This window comes from Bacillus sp. ISL-41, from assembly GCF_018613235.1.
Classification (GTDB): Bacteria; Bacillota; Bacilli; order Bacillales; family Cytobacillaceae; genus Mesobacillus.
This window is the reverse complement of the sequence record NZ_JAGGQP010000029.1, coordinates 212944-228293: the sequence shown is the minus strand read 5'-3', so window position 1 is coordinate 228293 and position 15350 is coordinate 212944. Positions and strand designations below refer to the sequence as shown.

17 protein-coding genes are annotated in these 15350 nt (G+C 43.3%); 15 read left to right on the top strand and 2 right to left on the bottom strand.

All coding sequences use genetic code 11. The features are described from left to right. The first annotated feature begins 199 nt into the window (after nucleotides 1-199). Nucleotides 200-1258, top strand: coding sequence for a glycosyltransferase family 4 protein (locus J7I80_RS15230; RefSeq protein WP_214739173.1), 1059 nt, complete (start codon nucleotides 200-202; stop codon nucleotides 1256-1258). 218 nt (nucleotides 1259-1476) lie between these two features. Here J7I80_RS15230 and J7I80_RS15225 read toward each other — a convergent pair whose 3' ends face one another. Next, nucleotides 1477-2493 (bottom strand): LCP family protein, encoded by a 1017-nt coding sequence (locus tag J7I80_RS15225; RefSeq protein ID WP_214739172.1) that lies wholly within the window; start codon nucleotides 2491-2493, stop codon nucleotides 1477-1479. Between the two features lie 295 nt (nucleotides 2494-2788). Beyond that, on the bottom strand, nucleotides 2789-3427 hold the full coding sequence (locus J7I80_RS15220) for a YigZ family protein (protein ID WP_214739171.1): 639 nt from the start codon (nucleotides 3425-3427) through the stop codon (nucleotides 2789-2791). A 421-nt stretch (nucleotides 3428-3848) separates the two neighbouring features. Here J7I80_RS15220 and J7I80_RS15215 point away from each other — a divergent pair, with 421 nt between their 5' ends. From J7I80_RS15215 to csrA, 14 genes are all read left to right on the top strand, one after another. Continuing rightward, a complete protein-coding gene (locus J7I80_RS15215; protein WP_214739170.1) occupies nucleotides 3849-4991 on the top strand; it encodes a sensor histidine kinase in 1143 nt (380 codons plus the stop codon). Between the two features lie 81 nt (nucleotides 4992-5072). Then, nucleotides 5073-5756, top strand: a complete 684-nt coding sequence (locus J7I80_RS15210; RefSeq protein ID WP_214739169.1) for a response regulator — start codon at nucleotides 5073-5075, stop codon at nucleotides 5754-5756. A 138-nt stretch (nucleotides 5757-5894) separates the two neighbouring features. Beyond that, a complete protein-coding gene (gene sda / locus J7I80_RS23345; RefSeq protein WP_353050114.1) occupies nucleotides 5895-6056 on the top strand; it encodes a sporulation histidine kinase inhibitor Sda in 162 nt (53 codons plus the stop codon). A gap of 626 nt (nucleotides 6057-6682) precedes the next feature. Further along, nucleotides 6683-7522 carry a DegV family protein gene (locus J7I80_RS15200; RefSeq protein ID WP_214739168.1) on the top strand — a complete coding sequence of 280 codons (840 nt, stop codon included), beginning with the start codon at nucleotides 6683-6685 and terminating at the stop codon, nucleotides 7520-7522. 384 nt (nucleotides 7523-7906) lie between these two features. Continuing rightward, on the top strand, nucleotides 7907-9253 hold the full coding sequence (locus J7I80_RS15195; protein ID WP_214739236.1) for an ATP-dependent helicase ComFA: 1347 nt from the start codon (nucleotides 7907-7909) through the stop codon (nucleotides 9251-9253). Between the two features lie 14 nt (nucleotides 9254-9267). Further along, nucleotides 9268-9957: a ComF family protein gene (locus J7I80_RS15190; protein WP_251027786.1), complete on the top strand. Its 690-nt coding sequence runs from the start codon at nucleotides 9268-9270 to the stop codon at nucleotides 9955-9957. A 28-nt stretch (nucleotides 9958-9985) separates the two neighbouring features. Beyond that, complete coding sequence (locus tag J7I80_RS15185) at nucleotides 9986-10390, top strand: TIGR03826 family flagellar region protein (protein ID WP_214739166.1); 405 nt, start codon at nucleotides 9986-9988, stop codon at nucleotides 10388-10390. Nucleotides 10391-10468: 78 nt separating this feature from the next. After that, a complete protein-coding gene (gene flgM, locus J7I80_RS15180; protein ID WP_214739165.1) occupies nucleotides 10469-10738 on the top strand; it encodes a flagellar biosynthesis anti-sigma factor FlgM in 270 nt (89 codons plus the stop codon). 206 nt (nucleotides 10739-10944) lie between these two features. Then, entirely contained in the window at nucleotides 10945-11415 is a 471-nt protein-coding gene (locus J7I80_RS15175; protein ID WP_214739164.1) for a flagellar protein FlgN, read from the top strand. Between the two features lie 18 nt (nucleotides 11416-11433). Beyond that, complete coding sequence (gene flgK / locus J7I80_RS15170; RefSeq protein WP_214739163.1) at nucleotides 11434-13014, top strand: flagellar hook-associated protein FlgK; 1581 nt, start codon at nucleotides 11434-11436, stop codon at nucleotides 13012-13014. Nucleotides 13015-13024: 10 nt separating this feature from the next. Further along, the gene (flgL, locus tag J7I80_RS15165; RefSeq protein ID WP_214739162.1) at nucleotides 13025-13915 is read left to right on the top strand and encodes a flagellar hook-associated protein FlgL; all 891 of its coding nucleotides are present in this window, start codon (nucleotides 13025-13027) and stop codon (nucleotides 13913-13915) included. A gap of 45 nt (nucleotides 13916-13960) precedes the next feature. Then, on the top strand, nucleotides 13961-14551 hold the full coding sequence (locus J7I80_RS15160; RefSeq protein WP_214739161.1) for a DUF6470 family protein: 591 nt from the start codon (nucleotides 13961-13963) through the stop codon (nucleotides 14549-14551). A 14-nt stretch (nucleotides 14552-14565) separates the two neighbouring features. Beyond that, nucleotides 14566-15000, top strand: coding sequence for a flagellar assembly protein FliW (gene fliW, locus J7I80_RS15155; RefSeq protein ID WP_214739160.1), 435 nt, complete (start codon nucleotides 14566-14568; stop codon nucleotides 14998-15000). Between the two features lie 6 nt (nucleotides 15001-15006). Then, nucleotides 15007-15225, top strand: a complete 219-nt coding sequence (csrA, locus tag J7I80_RS15150; protein WP_214739159.1) for a carbon storage regulator CsrA — start codon at nucleotides 15007-15009, stop codon at nucleotides 15223-15225. Nucleotides 15226-15350: the final 125 nt, after the last annotated feature.

Genomic DNA, 15350 nt, shown 5'->3' with positions numbered 1-15350 from the left:
TAGTTGTTTCAGAGTTTACTAACTTATGCTATAATGCTTTTTGTGGTAATCTGAGCAATTGCTCATTTCGGCTTTAGACATGCACTGGAGACAGTTCTGACAACTGCATTGTGCACTGACAATTTATAACGGAAAAGTCATCAATTAGATGTTCAAAATAAACCCGCATTGGTTATGCTATTAATTAAGGAGGACCAACATGATTTATGTTACAATGTTCATTTGTTTTATCACCTCCATTTTGATCACGCCGCTGGTAAAAAGGTTTGCCATTAAAATCGGCGCGACAGATAAACCTAATCAAAGAAAAGTCCATCAAAAAATCATGCCTCGACTCGGGGGCTTAGCAATTTATATCAGCTTCATCGTCGGCTTGCTCGTACTCCAGCCAAGCAGTGCAACCCACTGGCCGCTGGTACTTGGCAGCTTAATCATTATTTTAACCGGAATTTTCGATGATATGTTCGAACTTTCCGCTAAAGTAAAACTTGCTGGCCAATTGGCAGCAGCCATTGTTGTGGTCGTTTGGGGCGATGTGCTCGTATCATTTATTAACCTGCCGTTTGGCGGAGTAATCGAATTCGGTTACTTGAGTATCCCGCTGACCATTTTGTGGATTGTCGGAATTACCAATGCCATCAACCTGATTGATGGTCTGGATGGCCTGGCTGCAGGCGTATCATCCATTGCATTGATCACAATCGCTTTTATGGCGTTGATTATGGGTAATTTCTATGTTGTTGCTATCGCTGCAGTATTGCTTGCAAGCACACTTGGTTTCCTGTTTTACAATTTCCATCCAGCAAAGATTTTCATGGGAGATACAGGAGCATTGTTCCTAGGCTATATCATAGCTGTCCTTTCCCTGTTGGGATTCAAAAATGTCACAGTCATTTCATTGATTGTTCCTATTATTATCCTCGGTGTACCCATATCTGATACATTTTTTGCGATCATCAGAAGGGTAGTGAATAAAAAGCCGTTATCGGCACCGGATAAATCACACTTGCATCATTGCTTATTGAGACTTGGGTATTCGCATCGCCAGACTGTAATCTTGATTTACGCTCTTGCAGCCTTTTTCGGATTAACAGCTGTGATTTTCTCCCAGGCAAAGGTATGGGGTTCATTCCTTGTAATCGCTGGCCTGCTGCTGCTTATTGAAGTGTTAGCGGAAAGCATCGGCCTGATGGGTAAGAACCATCGTCCATTATTAAAATTTGTTCGTCGTTACTCGACAGCAAAAGATCGATCATAATGAAGTAAGCCGTTCCTGAATTGGAACGGCTTTTTTGTTGGGAAAAATGGATTGTTTAGGAATATGCCCAAAAAACATGTTTACTCTTAGTGCTGTTGGATATATAAAAAACAAGGTGTGATTTAGTGTCCTTTTGCAATAAATGATGAAGGGCACTACATAAAACCATAATGTTTTCTACAAAATAAAAAGGACAGCTGTATGCTGTCCAGTAAATGTTATTCTTCGTCTTCTTTTTCGGCAAGTTTGTGCGTATCTTCTTGCCCTGAGACCATCAGGTGGGTTTTGAGGTCAAGCATCGTTTGCTGCAATGCTTCTTCGTCAAGCTGGTAGTAATATACGCCGTCAATCGTCGCATCGGCACCCTGGAGAGACATTGTTTCTACATCCAGGCTTGAACCAGCCGTAGCATAGTCGATTAATGCTTTCATTTCGCTGAAGGATAAGTCAGTCTGCATGTTGTCGCCAACAGCTTCCATTACGTCTGAATACTTTGTGATCGATTTAGCGGACGCTGCTTTTTTCATAATTGATTTAAGAATTTCCTGCTGTCGTTTGCCACGCTCGATATCGTTGTCAAGCTTCCTTGTGCGTGCAAGTGCCAATGCTTCTTCACCATCAAGTGTCTGGAGTCCAGGTTTCAGGTAAACAGCACCGTTGCGGTCAGTTGAATCCTTTTCTCGTAATTCAAAAGGAACCTCAACTTCAATGCCATCAAGGGCATCAACGACATCTATGAAAGCTTCAAAATTCATTTGGACATAATAGTCAACCGGTACATCGAGCAATTCTTCGACCGTTTCAATAGTAGAAGTAATGCCGCCTTTACCATACGCGTGATTGATTTTATCCTCATACCCCTTGCTAGGGATATAGACAAGCGAGTCACGAGGGATGCTTAACAGCTTGATGGATTTGTCTTTTTCATTAAGTGTTGCCAGCATCAATGCATCAGTTCGTGATGCGGATTCGAAATTACGGGCTTCGCTGTCATCGATTCCGACAAACAGGACGGAAATGTTATCAACATCAGGATTTACTTGTTTATCCCTTTTATCGGACTGGCGGTCCAGTGGTTTATAAGAATCATCAATGACGGATTGTGCTTTACTGTATAAAAATGCACCGTAGCCACCTGCAGTGAGAACGGTGAATAGCACTACGAACAATATGGTGGAAACGACTCTTCTTCGTTTCTTGCGTTTCTTCATTAGAGTACGTCTTTCAACAGACATAAGATAGCTCCTTCTGTAAAAAAATTATCAACCTTTTTTTTGTCCAGCTCCAGCGCCTAGCAGTTTTCATCTCGGCTTGTGCTTCGCCGAGTATCTTGCGAGAAGCGTTAGCTTTGAGCAGCTCGAGACGCTTCGGTATTGCCAAAGAAGTCAAAGAACGACTTCACTGTCAGGCCCTCCAGCGCTTTTTGGTGCTGACCAAGGCGCTTTCGCATTTCTAGTAAGCCACATTTTATTCTACAATTTTTATGGTGTTTCGTAAATTGAATTTTTCATTTGCAGGAACTGAGTTCGATTAAACCTCAGCTGGCTCCTCCAAATATTGCATGTCGCCGTCACGCAATTCACATTGTCCGCTCGTCAATTCAACCATCCATTCTTTAAACGTTTCAGTCTGTGCTTCTTCCACAAATGTTTCGATTTCCACCTTATCGAGATAGTGGATTTCCTTTAATTGATATACAGATGTTCTTAGCTCATTTTCGATTTTGCCAAGCCAAGTGTAATCAACAGTGGTGTGAACGATTCGCATCAGTTTTCGCTCGACAATTCCTGTGGCTGCCAAACCTTCGGAAGTTGATTTGCCGTAAGCGCGAATCAAACCGCCGGCTCCAAGTTTGATGCCGCCGAAGTAACGCGTGATCACTACAACCGTATCCTTTAAATGCTTCTTTTTTAAAACCTCAAGGATTGGCACCCCGGCAGTTCCGCTTGGTTCTCCATCATCATTGGCCTTCTGGATTAGGTCATTCTCGCCGATGAGGTAGGCAGAACAATTATGATTTGCATTCCAGTGTTTTTTCTTGATTGACTGGATGAACTCTTGGGCTTCTTCCTCTGTTTCCGCTCTATCTATATATGCTATGAAACGGGATTTTTGAATCTCGATTTCATGTTCTCCATAACCTTTTACTGTATAGTAATTTGGAAGCAATTAGGTTCGTTCCTCTCTTTTAAAAATTTCCCAATACTCTATATGGTCATTTTGACACAGTGCTTATTTTCGTTAGTAGTTTTTAGTGCTACAATTCATTATAAGTTTACACCTCAACATAGGACAATTCATGTCTTATGATTGTAATATAACTTTAATACAGTAAATATGTATGGATGTTATAATGTTTAGTGGTCCTACCAATAGGAAAGGCTCTGATTAATATTTTTGGAAAAATGTTTTAATTTTCAAAGTGGAGTTTATTTCCTAAAATTATAGGATATAAGACTTAGAATGGTAAACTGATTCTGTGTCTTTATGACGATTTTTATCAAAACTGGCATGATTTTCTTGTTGAAATTAGTAACCATCCATGTTTCACGATAAAATATCTATGTGTGCCACCCGTGGGGGAATTTAAATGGTTATTAAAATGTTTGACACTAAAGCGCTTGACATGATTCTTGAAAAAATGATTGAAACCGTTGGCGAAAGTAAAGACGAAATTTTTCGGATTGGCGAGGAATGCCGTTTAGATTATGAGTCAATTACAGATGAATTAAGAGAAGTTAAACGAAAGGTTGCCCAAACGATCAATGAAGGTGACTTTCTTGATACCCAGGTAAGGGCAGCGAGAAAAAGGCTGTCAGAAGTAAGCAAGCATTTTAAGGATTATACGGAAGTGCAGGTCCGTGAGGCATATGAGGTTGCCCATAAGCTGCAAATGGATCTGACACTGAACAGGCAGATTGAAAAACAGCTTCGCGAAAAACGGGATGACCTTGAACGCAGAATCCTTGGGTTAACCGAAACAATCGAACGCGCTGAACACCTTGTATCTCAAATAACTGTTGTCATGAATTATTTGATGAGCGATATCAGACAAATGGGTGAAGCACTTGAAACTGCGAAGCAAAAGCAGGATTTTGGCCTGAAAATCATCGAAGCCCAGGAAGATGAGCGAAAAAGGCTTTCCCGGGAGATCCATGATGGTCCCGCCCAGATGCTGGCGAATGTGATGATGCGATCGGATCTTATAGAGAAAATCTATAAAGAACGCAGTGCAGGCGAAGCGATCATTGAAATCAAAGAGATGAAAAAGATGGTTCGTTCGGCACTATATGAGGTCAGGAGAATCATCTACGATTTGAGGCCAATGGCTCTTGACGATTTAGGCTTGGTTCCTACCCTCAAAAAATACTTACAGACAATCGAAGACTATCATAAGACGACAAAAATAGAATTCTCAAATATAGGTGAGGATAAAAGACTCCCTGCCAAGTATGAAGTTGCGCTGTTCAGGATGATTCAGGAATCAGTGCAAAATGCGCTGAAGCACGCCAATGCTACGATTATCCAGGTTAAGCTGGATATAAAAAGGGACCTGGTAATGGTGGTAGTAAAGGACAATGGACTAGGCTTTGATGTCAACGATGCCAAACCTGAATCATTCGGTATCCTTGGAATCAGGGAAAGGGTGGAACTGCTCAATGGCGAACTGAACATCCACTCGAAAATGGGCACAGGGACTTTAGTCATCATCCAGGTACCGATGAATCTATGAAAATAGCAGCGTATCCAATGCGGAAACAGCCGCTGCCAAGATAAAAAATAGAGATAGAAGCCGTAAAGGGAGGCGAATGATATGACAACAAAGATTGTCATTATTGACGACCATCAACTTTTCAGAGAAGGGGTAAAACGGATCCTTGATTTTGAACCAACATTCGAAGTAGTGGCAGAAGGTGACGACGGCAGCGAAGCTATCTCGCTGGTAGACCAGCATCAGCCAGACGTTGTCATTATGGATATTAATATGCCAACCACAAATGGGGTAGAGGCGACAGCTGAACTGATTGAAAAGTATCCTGAGTCAAAGGTCATCATCCTCTCCATCCATGATGATGAGAATTATGTTACCCACGCGCTAAGGACAGGCGCGACAGGCTATCTGCTGAAGGAAATGGATGCAGATGCACTGATCGAAGCGGTTAAAGTAGTGGCAGACGGGGGTTCATACCTTCACCCGCGCGTAACGCATAACCTTGTAAAAGAATACCGCCGTTTATCCGCTGATGAAGGCGGATCAGACAAGTACATATCCCCGGTGGAAATTCGCCGGCCTCTTCACCTGCTGACACGCCGTGAATGTGAAGTCCTTCAGCTGTTAGCAGATGGAAAGAGCAACAGAGGAATTGGCGAAGCACTGTTCATCAGTGAGAAGACAGTCAAAAACCATGTAAGCAATATTTTACAAAAAATGAACGTAAACGACCGCACCCAGGCAGTAGTCGTTGCCATCAAGAATGGCTGGGTCGAAGTGAGATAAAACGAAGAAACCACATTTGTCGACATGGCGGATGTGGTTTTTTGTCGGTTTTTGGTGGAAAAATACGACAAAAAAACCTCCAGAGATTTACATTTTCTTAATAAATTCCGATATAATGAGGGAAAGTAAATCGAAGGGGTGGTCAACATTTCTACACTATGGGAACTAACAGATGAAAAATTACTAGAAGCATACCAAAAGGCTACTCTGTTAAATTTGGATGAAACCTTTATCGAAATGCTAATAGAAGAAATTAATAACAGAGGATTAAATAGCTTAGAAAACCAATACGTTTCTTAAATTTTTGACACTGTGCAATCGCTTGCCAGTGTCTTTTTATTATTCCTGACCCCAAAAGGTTATATAGACAAGTTCTTTAAGCCACAATGAGGGGTAGAACTAAAAAAGGTCAAATAGAAAGGTATTATATAAGTTGAACTAAAAAGTTTACCTTTTCATTTCGCTCCAGGTGCTTCGCTTTCCGCGGGGAAGAATTATGAAAAAGCCCAACTGCCGGCTTTTTCAAACATCAAATTCTTCCTTGCGGCCCGGGAGCCTCCTCGGCGTAAGCGCCTGCGGGGTCTCCCACTGACCTTTCATCCCGCAGGACATTGGTTGGCTTCCTCGAAAAAGCCCACGCACGAAGGAAATGCGTTAGCATTTTCGAGGAGTCTACGCACCTTCCGCTTCATTAAATTAATATTTGTTAAGTTCAACTTATGTATATGCCCAAAAGAGATGCAGCTCCCAATATGTCATTTAGGAGTTTGTTGAAGGGCAGAATACTATTCACTATAAATTGTTATTCCACATTTCCAAACCTTTTTATCAAAATAGTTTTCCCGAAAGAATGCATTTTGCATGAAGTTCATATAAAATGGGATTGTACAAACTGTAGAGAAAAACATAAGGATGGTAATATAATAATGAAAACGGCAGTTATCACGGATAGCACTGCGTACATCCCGAAAGAGTTACGGGAAAAATGGAATATCCACATGATTCCGTTGAGCGTGATTTTCGATCATGAGACATATAGAGAAGAAATAGATATCAGCGCAGAAGAGTTTTATGAAGAAGTGAAGCAGCGCGAGCTTCCGACAACGTCGATGCCTCCGATTGGCGAGTTCGTCGAGCTTTTTGAAAAATTGGCAAAAGAATACGATTCGGTCATCACCATCCATTTGTCCAGCGGGATCAGCGGTACGTACCAGGGTGCGGTGAGCGCAGGCGAAATGGTTGAGGGTATAAAAGTTTATCCATTTGATTCTGAGATCAGCGCCATGGTCCAGGGTTTTTATGCACTGGAAGCTGCAGAGCTGGCAGGGCAGGGTGGTGAACCTGAGAAAATCATCGAGCGGTTGAATGAGATGAAACACTCCATTCGTGCCTACTTCATGGTGGATGATTTAAGCCATCTTCAGCGCGGCGGCCGGTTGTCCAGTGCCCAGGCGTTGATTGGGAGCCTCTTGCAGGTGAAGCCTTTGCTCCATTTTGAGGACAAAAAGATTGTTCCGTTTGAAAAAGTGCGCACACGTAAAAAGGCGATGAACCGTGTCGTTGAATTGCTTGCGGAAGATGTGAACGGCGGCGGTGAGTACCGGGCGGTCGTCATCCATGCCAATCGTGAAGCAGAGGCACTTGAATGGAAAAGCGAGCTAGAAGCTCAGTTTCCAAATGTTGAATTCATGTTAAGCTACTTCGGTCCGGTCATTGGAACCCATCTCGGAGAAGGTTCGATGGGGATGGGCTGGTATAAGAAATAATTACGGAAGAGTCCTTACAACATTGCTAAAGCGCCAGATCCGTATGTGGATTTGGCGCTTTATTTGTTTATCCACATAAATATGGTAGTTATCAACAAAACGGTCCACTTATTAACAGGATTTTTGCATTCCACCTCTAATTATCCACAACAAAAACCGCTTACATCACTCTGAATAGACACTTATCAACAAAACAACCCACATCATCCACATGAAAACCATGTTATCCACATAAAAATCCACAAAAGGCTGTGATTAACTTTGGTAAAAGAAGAAAATTTAATCCCCAACGCAATTCATACTGTTGATGAACAGGTATTCACCGACAGATTTCCCTCGTTATCCACAGATCATTCATTCCAATACAATCCTCAACTACAAAAAATGCTGACTGGAAAACAACTGTTGCATGAGGAATTGCATTTCCCTAGGGCAGAAATAAAGAAGCACTATGAACATGGCTATGTACTTTTGCGAAAAGGTATCAACCGAGAGCGATTGTCGTGTATAAGATGCGGCACATCAGATCCCTCCTGGTTTGCGGAATTCCCATGTTCGCGATGTGGGAGTGTAGAGTTCTATTGCCGGAAGTGTCTGATGATGGGAAGAGTGAGTGAATGCACGCCTCTTGTCAGTTGGGCGGGACCGGAACCGGATTTTAATAGAATTTCCGGACCACTTCATTGGGAAGGTCAATTATCAGCAGGACAGAAGGCTGCTTCTACACGAGTTGCGGAAGCTGTGGAAAACTCATCGGAGCTCCTTGTCTGGGCAGTTGCCGGTGCTGGTAAAACTGAGGTATTATTTGCCGGGATTGCACTGGCTTTATCCACAGGCAGGCGGGTTTGCGTGGCAACACCAAGGACGGATGTGGTTCTTGAGCTGGCCCCTCGTTTTCAAAAAGTGTTCCCGGATATTAAAATTGCCGCTCTTTATGGCGGCAGTGAAGACCGTCAAGAATATTCCCAGCTTACCATCGCAACAACGCATCAGCTGCTTCGCTTTTACAAAGCTTTCGACGTTATGATTGTCGATGAAGTCGATGCCTTCCCGTATTCCATTGACGAAACTCTCCAATATGCAGTCCAGCAATCGAGGAAACTGAAGTCCTCGTTGATTTACTTAACTGCCACCCCTAACAAACAATGGCAGAGAGAGTGCCGTCTGGGAAAAAGAGATTATGTCACGATTCCTGCCCGCTACCACCGTCATCCTCTGCCGGTACCCCAGTTTGTATGGGCCGGTAACTGGGAGAAGAAGCTTTCTAAGGCGAACCTTCCTCCAAATATCTTGAAATGGGTAGGATCCAGATTAGCTAGCGGGAAACAGGCATTGATTTTTGCCCCGAAAATAACCGCAATGGACAAAATTCTCACCATCCTTCGACAATTGCATCCTCTTATTGAATCCATCCATGCTGAAGATCCAGATAGAAAAGAAAAGGTAATGAAGTTCCGCAATAAAGAAATCCCCATCTTGCTGACCACAACCATTCTTGAACGGGGTGTAACCATCCCGAATATTGATGTTGCAGTCATCGGTTCGGATGACAGGATTTTTACCGAGAGCGCACTTGTGCAGATTGCCGGGCGGGCAGGGAGAAGTGCCAAATATCCGACAGGCGACGTGACATTTTTCCATTATGGCAAAACAGAAGCGATGCTTAGTGCCCGCAGTCAAATTGTGATGATGAACAAAGAGGGGATCAGGAAGGGATTGATTGATGTATGAAAGGGAGTCATTGTTTGATATGCCATGTAGAAATTGAATCTGTTTTTACCTGGAGAACTCTTTTCGGGGAAGAAAAAGCACCAAAGAGATGCGGAGAATGCAAAGAGAACTTTTCACCGATTACAGGGGAAGTATGTGAAATCTGCGGACGGCCATTTGCTTATTTGGAAGCCGAGTATAGGGTTGGAAATTTATGCTTCGACTGCAAGCGCTGGGAGGAGGACGAGCGTTGGAGCGGAAGCCTCGATCAGAACCGCTCTCTGTATCGCTATACCGATTTTACAAAAGAGGTGGTGGCGAAATTCAAATTCCGAGGGGACTATGTACTTGCGGAAATTTTTGCAGAAGAACTCCGGCAGGCATTGCAAGTTTTCCAATATGATTATATTGTCCCCATCCCGCTCAGTGTAGAACGACTCTACGAAAGAGGCTTCAACCAGGCAGAAGCCCTCATCACAAAGGCAGGCCTTGAGTCGACCCACCTTTTAACCAGACTCCATACCGAAAAACAGTCAAAAAAATCGCGCTCCGAAAGAATCCATCTGGAGCAGGTATTCAAATTGGATACAGACCTAAATCTTAACAGTAAAACAATTGTGCTGATTGACGATATATATACTACAGGCTCAACGCTGAGGCATGCAGCCAAAATACTAAAAGAAAACGGAGCGGCGAAAGTGTATTCATTCACTTTGGCGCGCTAGATGAGATATTATTGAAGGAGGAAGGACATTGGACCTTCAAAATTGCCCAAAATGTGATTCGCTTTATGTAAAAAATAAATTTCGTGATGTATGTGAGAAATGTTGGAAAGAGGAAGAGTCAGCATATGATACGGTGGCTAAGTTCATGAGAAAGCGTGAGAACAGAGCAGCAACTGTCTTGCAAGTCGTGGAAGCGACCGGTGTCCCGGAAGACCAGATCTTAAAATTCATCAGGACTGGCCGGTTTCAGCTGACTCAATTCCCTAATTTCGGTTATCCTTGTGATAAGTGCGGTGCTGTCATCCGAGAAGGCAGAATCTGTGCGTCGTGCGCAGGGGAACTTATGGCTGACTTGCGTACCGTCCAGAAAGAGGAGAAGCGTAAGAAGGAAAATGCACAACACCATGCGACTTTTTACACACACCGAGAATAGGTGAAAAGAATTATTAAAAATTGGCTGATGATTGCCGATACTAATAGTAGAAATCGTTCTGAAAGTGAGGTTTAGACGATGAAAATCAACAATAATATAGGTCCGTCAGGGATCAATCCTTATAAACGCCAGATGAACAAGCTAGATGCAGCAGCGAACACGCAAACCAAAAAGGCTGATAAGGTTGAAATTTCTTCGACCGCAAAAGAAATGCAGCAGCTTTCCCAAGTATCCGTTCAGCGCCAACAAAAGGTGGAAGAGCTGAAGCTTCAAGTTGAAAACGGTACTTATAAATTAGATGCAAAAGAAACAGCAAAGAGCATACTAAATTTCTATCATAAAAAATAGAAGAGATGCTCGTCTTTATGACGGGTGTTTCTTTATGCGGAAAAGGTAAACTTTTTAACTTAGAGTAGTGTCTAGCTCCAGCACCTAGCCCCTCGAGTCGCTTCGGCCCGCCCAATGAAGTCAAAGAGCGACTTCACTGGTCGGTCCTCCAGCGCTTGTCTGGGCTGACCAAGGTGCTTGCGCTTTTCACAGAAGGAGGGCAGTCCATGTCTGCAGAATCGCTGACAACCATCATGAATAAGATGCTCAAATTGCATAAAAGCCTTTATGAGCTGACTGTAAAGAAGACCGAAATCGTGAAAAAAGGCGACACAGCTGCCCTCGATCAGCTCTTGAAAGATGAACAAGCACATGTGGCGGCGATCAATAAGCTGGAACAAGAGCGGAATGCAGTATCAAGTACGATATCACCTACTGCATCTTTACAGGAAATAGCTGAGGCGAATCCTGCAGTAAAAGGTCAGCTTTTACAGGTAAAAGAAGAATTATTGCATGTCATTGCTGATATCAAGGAACGAAATGAACTGAATCAGCAATTGATCCATCAGTCCCTGCAATTCATCAATTTTTCCAAAAGCCTTGTGATGCCGCAGGAAAAGGAATTCAATTACGGACCGCCTGCCGGCAAGAAAGCAAAGCCTGGCCAATCGACAGGAATGTTCAACTCAAAAGCATAACAATTGGAGGAACGAAAAATGCGTTCAACCTTTATGGGATTAGAAACAGCACGTCGCGGAATGTTCACGCAGCAGAGTGCTTTACATACAACTGGTCACAATATAGCCAATGCCAATACACCTGGTTACACACGTCAGCGTATTAATTTTGAACAGACAGAACCATATCCAAACGCAGCGCTCAATCGCCCGCAGATACCTGGTCAAGTTGGAACAGGTGTCAAGGCAGGTTCGATCCAGCGTGTGAGGGAAAGCTTCCTTGACGTTCAATACCGTGGTGAAAACAACAAGTTGGGCTATTGGGAGACAAGGGCCGAAGCGTACAACAAGCTGGAAGAAGTACTGAATGAGCCATCCGAGTCAGGTTTATCCAAGACAATGGACCAGTTTTGGCAGTCCTTGCAGGATTTGGCTGTAAACCCGACAAACCCTGGGGCGCGTTCGGTTGTTCGCCAGCGTGGTATTGCAGTAGCTGAAACGTTCAACTATCTGCACAATACTCTATCTTCCATTCAACGAGATTTGAAGAATGAGGTCTCTGTAACCGAGAAAGAAATCAACTCGTTAACTTACCAGATTAGTAAGATTAACGGTCAAATTGCAGATGTTGAGCCACATGGATATTTGCCAAACGATTTATATGATGAGCGCGATCGTTTAGTAGATCAATTAGCGTCACTGGTAAATATTAAAGTTGATTATACAAACTCTGGTGGCGGGTCGCTTAAAATGGCCGATGGACAGGCTGTCATCAAGATGGTCAGCGACAGCGGAAAAGAGCTAGGAATCCTGGTCAGCGGTGACCGCAATAACAATGTGACTGTAAACTTTGATGGTGCGAACGAATCTGTTAAGACAGTTTCGATCGGCAATTCAAAATTTGACTTTAAAGATTTAAATTCAACAGGAAAGCTTAAAGCTTTAGTAGATTCATATGGGTATGAGGAAAGTAGCAAAGTTGCTGGTGTTTATCCTGAAATGATGAATGAGTTGGATAACCTTGCGTATACCTTTGCTGTTAACTTCAATGCCATTCATGAGGCAGGAGTCAGTCCAAATGAAATCTCAACTGGAGTAAAGGTTGAGAATTCGTTTTTCGTAGATCCGGGCAAAACGGATATTGCTCGTGATGGTTTCGCAGGCAGAATTCAATTATCCAAGGCGATTCATGATAGTCTTGATAATATAGCTACCGCAAAAGGCAAACAGATGTATGATGAAAATAACAAGCCGTATGTGGATGCTACTGTTGGGGATTCGTCGAATGCAATTGACCTTGCGAATGTATTGACAACCCCTTATAAGTTTAAAGAAAATGCATCGGACTCTGAAAAATCGAACTTCAGAAATTATTATGAGGGTGTCATTGGAGGCATGGCCGTCCTTTCACAGGAAGCGGTCAGGCTGACGCAAAACAGTGGTTCATTGAGGGAAGCAGTTGACAACCGCCGCAAATCAGTGAGCTCCGTATCGCTGGACGAAGAGATGACCAATATGATTCAGTTCCAGCATGCTTACAACGCATCAGCTCGGATGATCACCCTCCAGGACGAGATGCTCGATAAAATCATCAACGGCATGGGAACCGTAGGAAGATAGGTGAAATGAAATGCGCATAACACAATCAATGCTTTCTTCCAATTCATTAAGAAATTTGAGTGAAAGCTACCGCCGAATGGGGCAGTCCCAGGATCAGCTTTCGACTGGTAAAAAAATTACTAAACCCTCTGATGACCCGGTTGTAGCGATGAAAGGAATGTTCTATCGCTCTAACTTGACTGAGGTAGAACAATACAAACGTAACTTGTCTGAGCTTTATTTGTGGATGGAAAATTCTGAGGCGGGAATCGAGCACGCAAACAATGGTTTGCAGCGTGTTCGTGAACTGGTTATCCAGGGTAAGACGGGTTCATTGAGCCCGACCGATCGTGAAGCGATTGCAAGAGAGGTTGGACAAATTAAGGATGACTTGGTTCAGGTTGCCAACACTCAAGTTTCCGGACGCTATATTTTTCATGGGACAGATACAGATCATCCGCCGGTACCAACTGCAAATCCCCCAAAGGTTGCAGAAAACCTAGCTAATCCTGATATTAACACTTACAAGGTGGAGATATCACGCGGAGTTTCATTGAGGGCGAATGTTGATCCTAATGGCGTCTTTAATCAGGAACTTTTCGACGTTGTGCAGGAAATCCAGACCGCTTTGGATGATGACAAACCTGGCGATCTCGATGAGCTGCTGAAACGATTGGACGGTGTGATGGACAATCTTTCGGCGGAGCGTTCCGAGCTTGGCGCAAGATACAATCGTCTTGAGATGATTGACGACCGGATTGCCCAGCAGGAAGTAATGGCAAATCGAGTATTGTCCGATAATGAAGACGCGGACATCGAGCGGGTCATCACCGATTTGAAGACCCAGGAAAGCGTGCACCGCGCTGCGTTAGGAGTAGGGGCACGTATTCTTCAGCCGACGCTATTAGACTTTTTAAGATAAGCTATTCTCATTGGGAATAGCTTTTTTTTCTAGGAGGGATATAATATGCAATTTCCTCAAATACGTTTGCAATCGACTTTTGCGCAGACGGAAATCCGTACCCAGCCGTCGCAGCTGGAAATGGAGCAGCCTAAGGCGGAGTTAAGCATCCAGCAACCGGCAGCCGAGCTGAATATCGACCGTAAGCCGGCAAAATTGACGATTGATCAGACCGAAGCTCGTGCTGATATGGATTTAAAACATGTTTCCCGCCGTATTGAAGAAGCTGCACAACAGGGATATCAGGATTGGCTCGCCGGTCTGGCACGCGTTTCCCAGGATGGTGATGAGTTGATGATGATCGAGAACGGCGGACAACCAATTGCAGACCAGGCAAAGCGGAACAGCGAGACGCCGATGCTTGATTTTAATATTGGTTGGATTCCGTCAGCAGGTGGTGTGAAGCTTGGATATGACCCTGGCAAAGTCGATATCAACTGGAAAACGAATAAGCCGGTCATCGAAAGCAAGATCAATAAACCGGTCATTAACTATACACCTGGCAAGGCGGAAGTTAGTCTGAAGCAGCACCCATCATTGAAAATTGATTTTGCCAACCTAAAGCATGTCGGCATTAATTATGAACAATCCATTTAAGGAAGGAATCCAAAATGAAAATAAACACGATGTACCATGGAGAAGTGGAAGTTGATGAGATTTTAACTTTTGAAAAAGGGATACCAGGCTTTGTAGAGGAAAAACAATTTGTCCTGTTGCCATTGTCGGATGATGAAACTTTCTTTGTTTTGCAGTCCGTGGCCACACCAGGACTAGCATTTATTTTATCAAGCCCTTTCCATTTCTTCAGAACATATGATTTCCAGTTGGAAGAGGTGGCGGTTGAGGAACTAGGACTGCAAAGTGAAAAAGATGTAGCTGTTTATTCAATCCTAACCGTCCAGGATCCGTTCGAAAAAACAACAGCAAACCTGCAAGCGCCAATTATTATCAATCTAAAAAACCGTAAGGCAAAGCAAGTTATCTTACATGACGAACAATACAAGACAAAACACCCAATCTTTGAAAAAGCAGAAGCGAAGGGGTGACCAAACATGCTAGTACTTACAAGAAAAAACGGTGAAACCATCAAAATCGGCGACGACATTGAAATCACCATCGTCTCAGCCAAGAACGACCAAGTCAAAATCGGCATCAAAGCACCAAAAAACGTCGAGATCTTCCGCAAAGAAATTCTGGACCAAATTCAGTCGGAAAACAAGCAAGCATCAAAAGACATTTCTTCTCTACTAAAATTCATGAAAAAAAATTAAAAACACTATTAAACAATCCAAAACCCCAGACGATAAAACTAGTGTAAGAGAAAATAAGGGACGGCCGACCTTATCGACTCAGACAAATACAACCATTGTTCACAAGGATGTGAACATCAAATTCA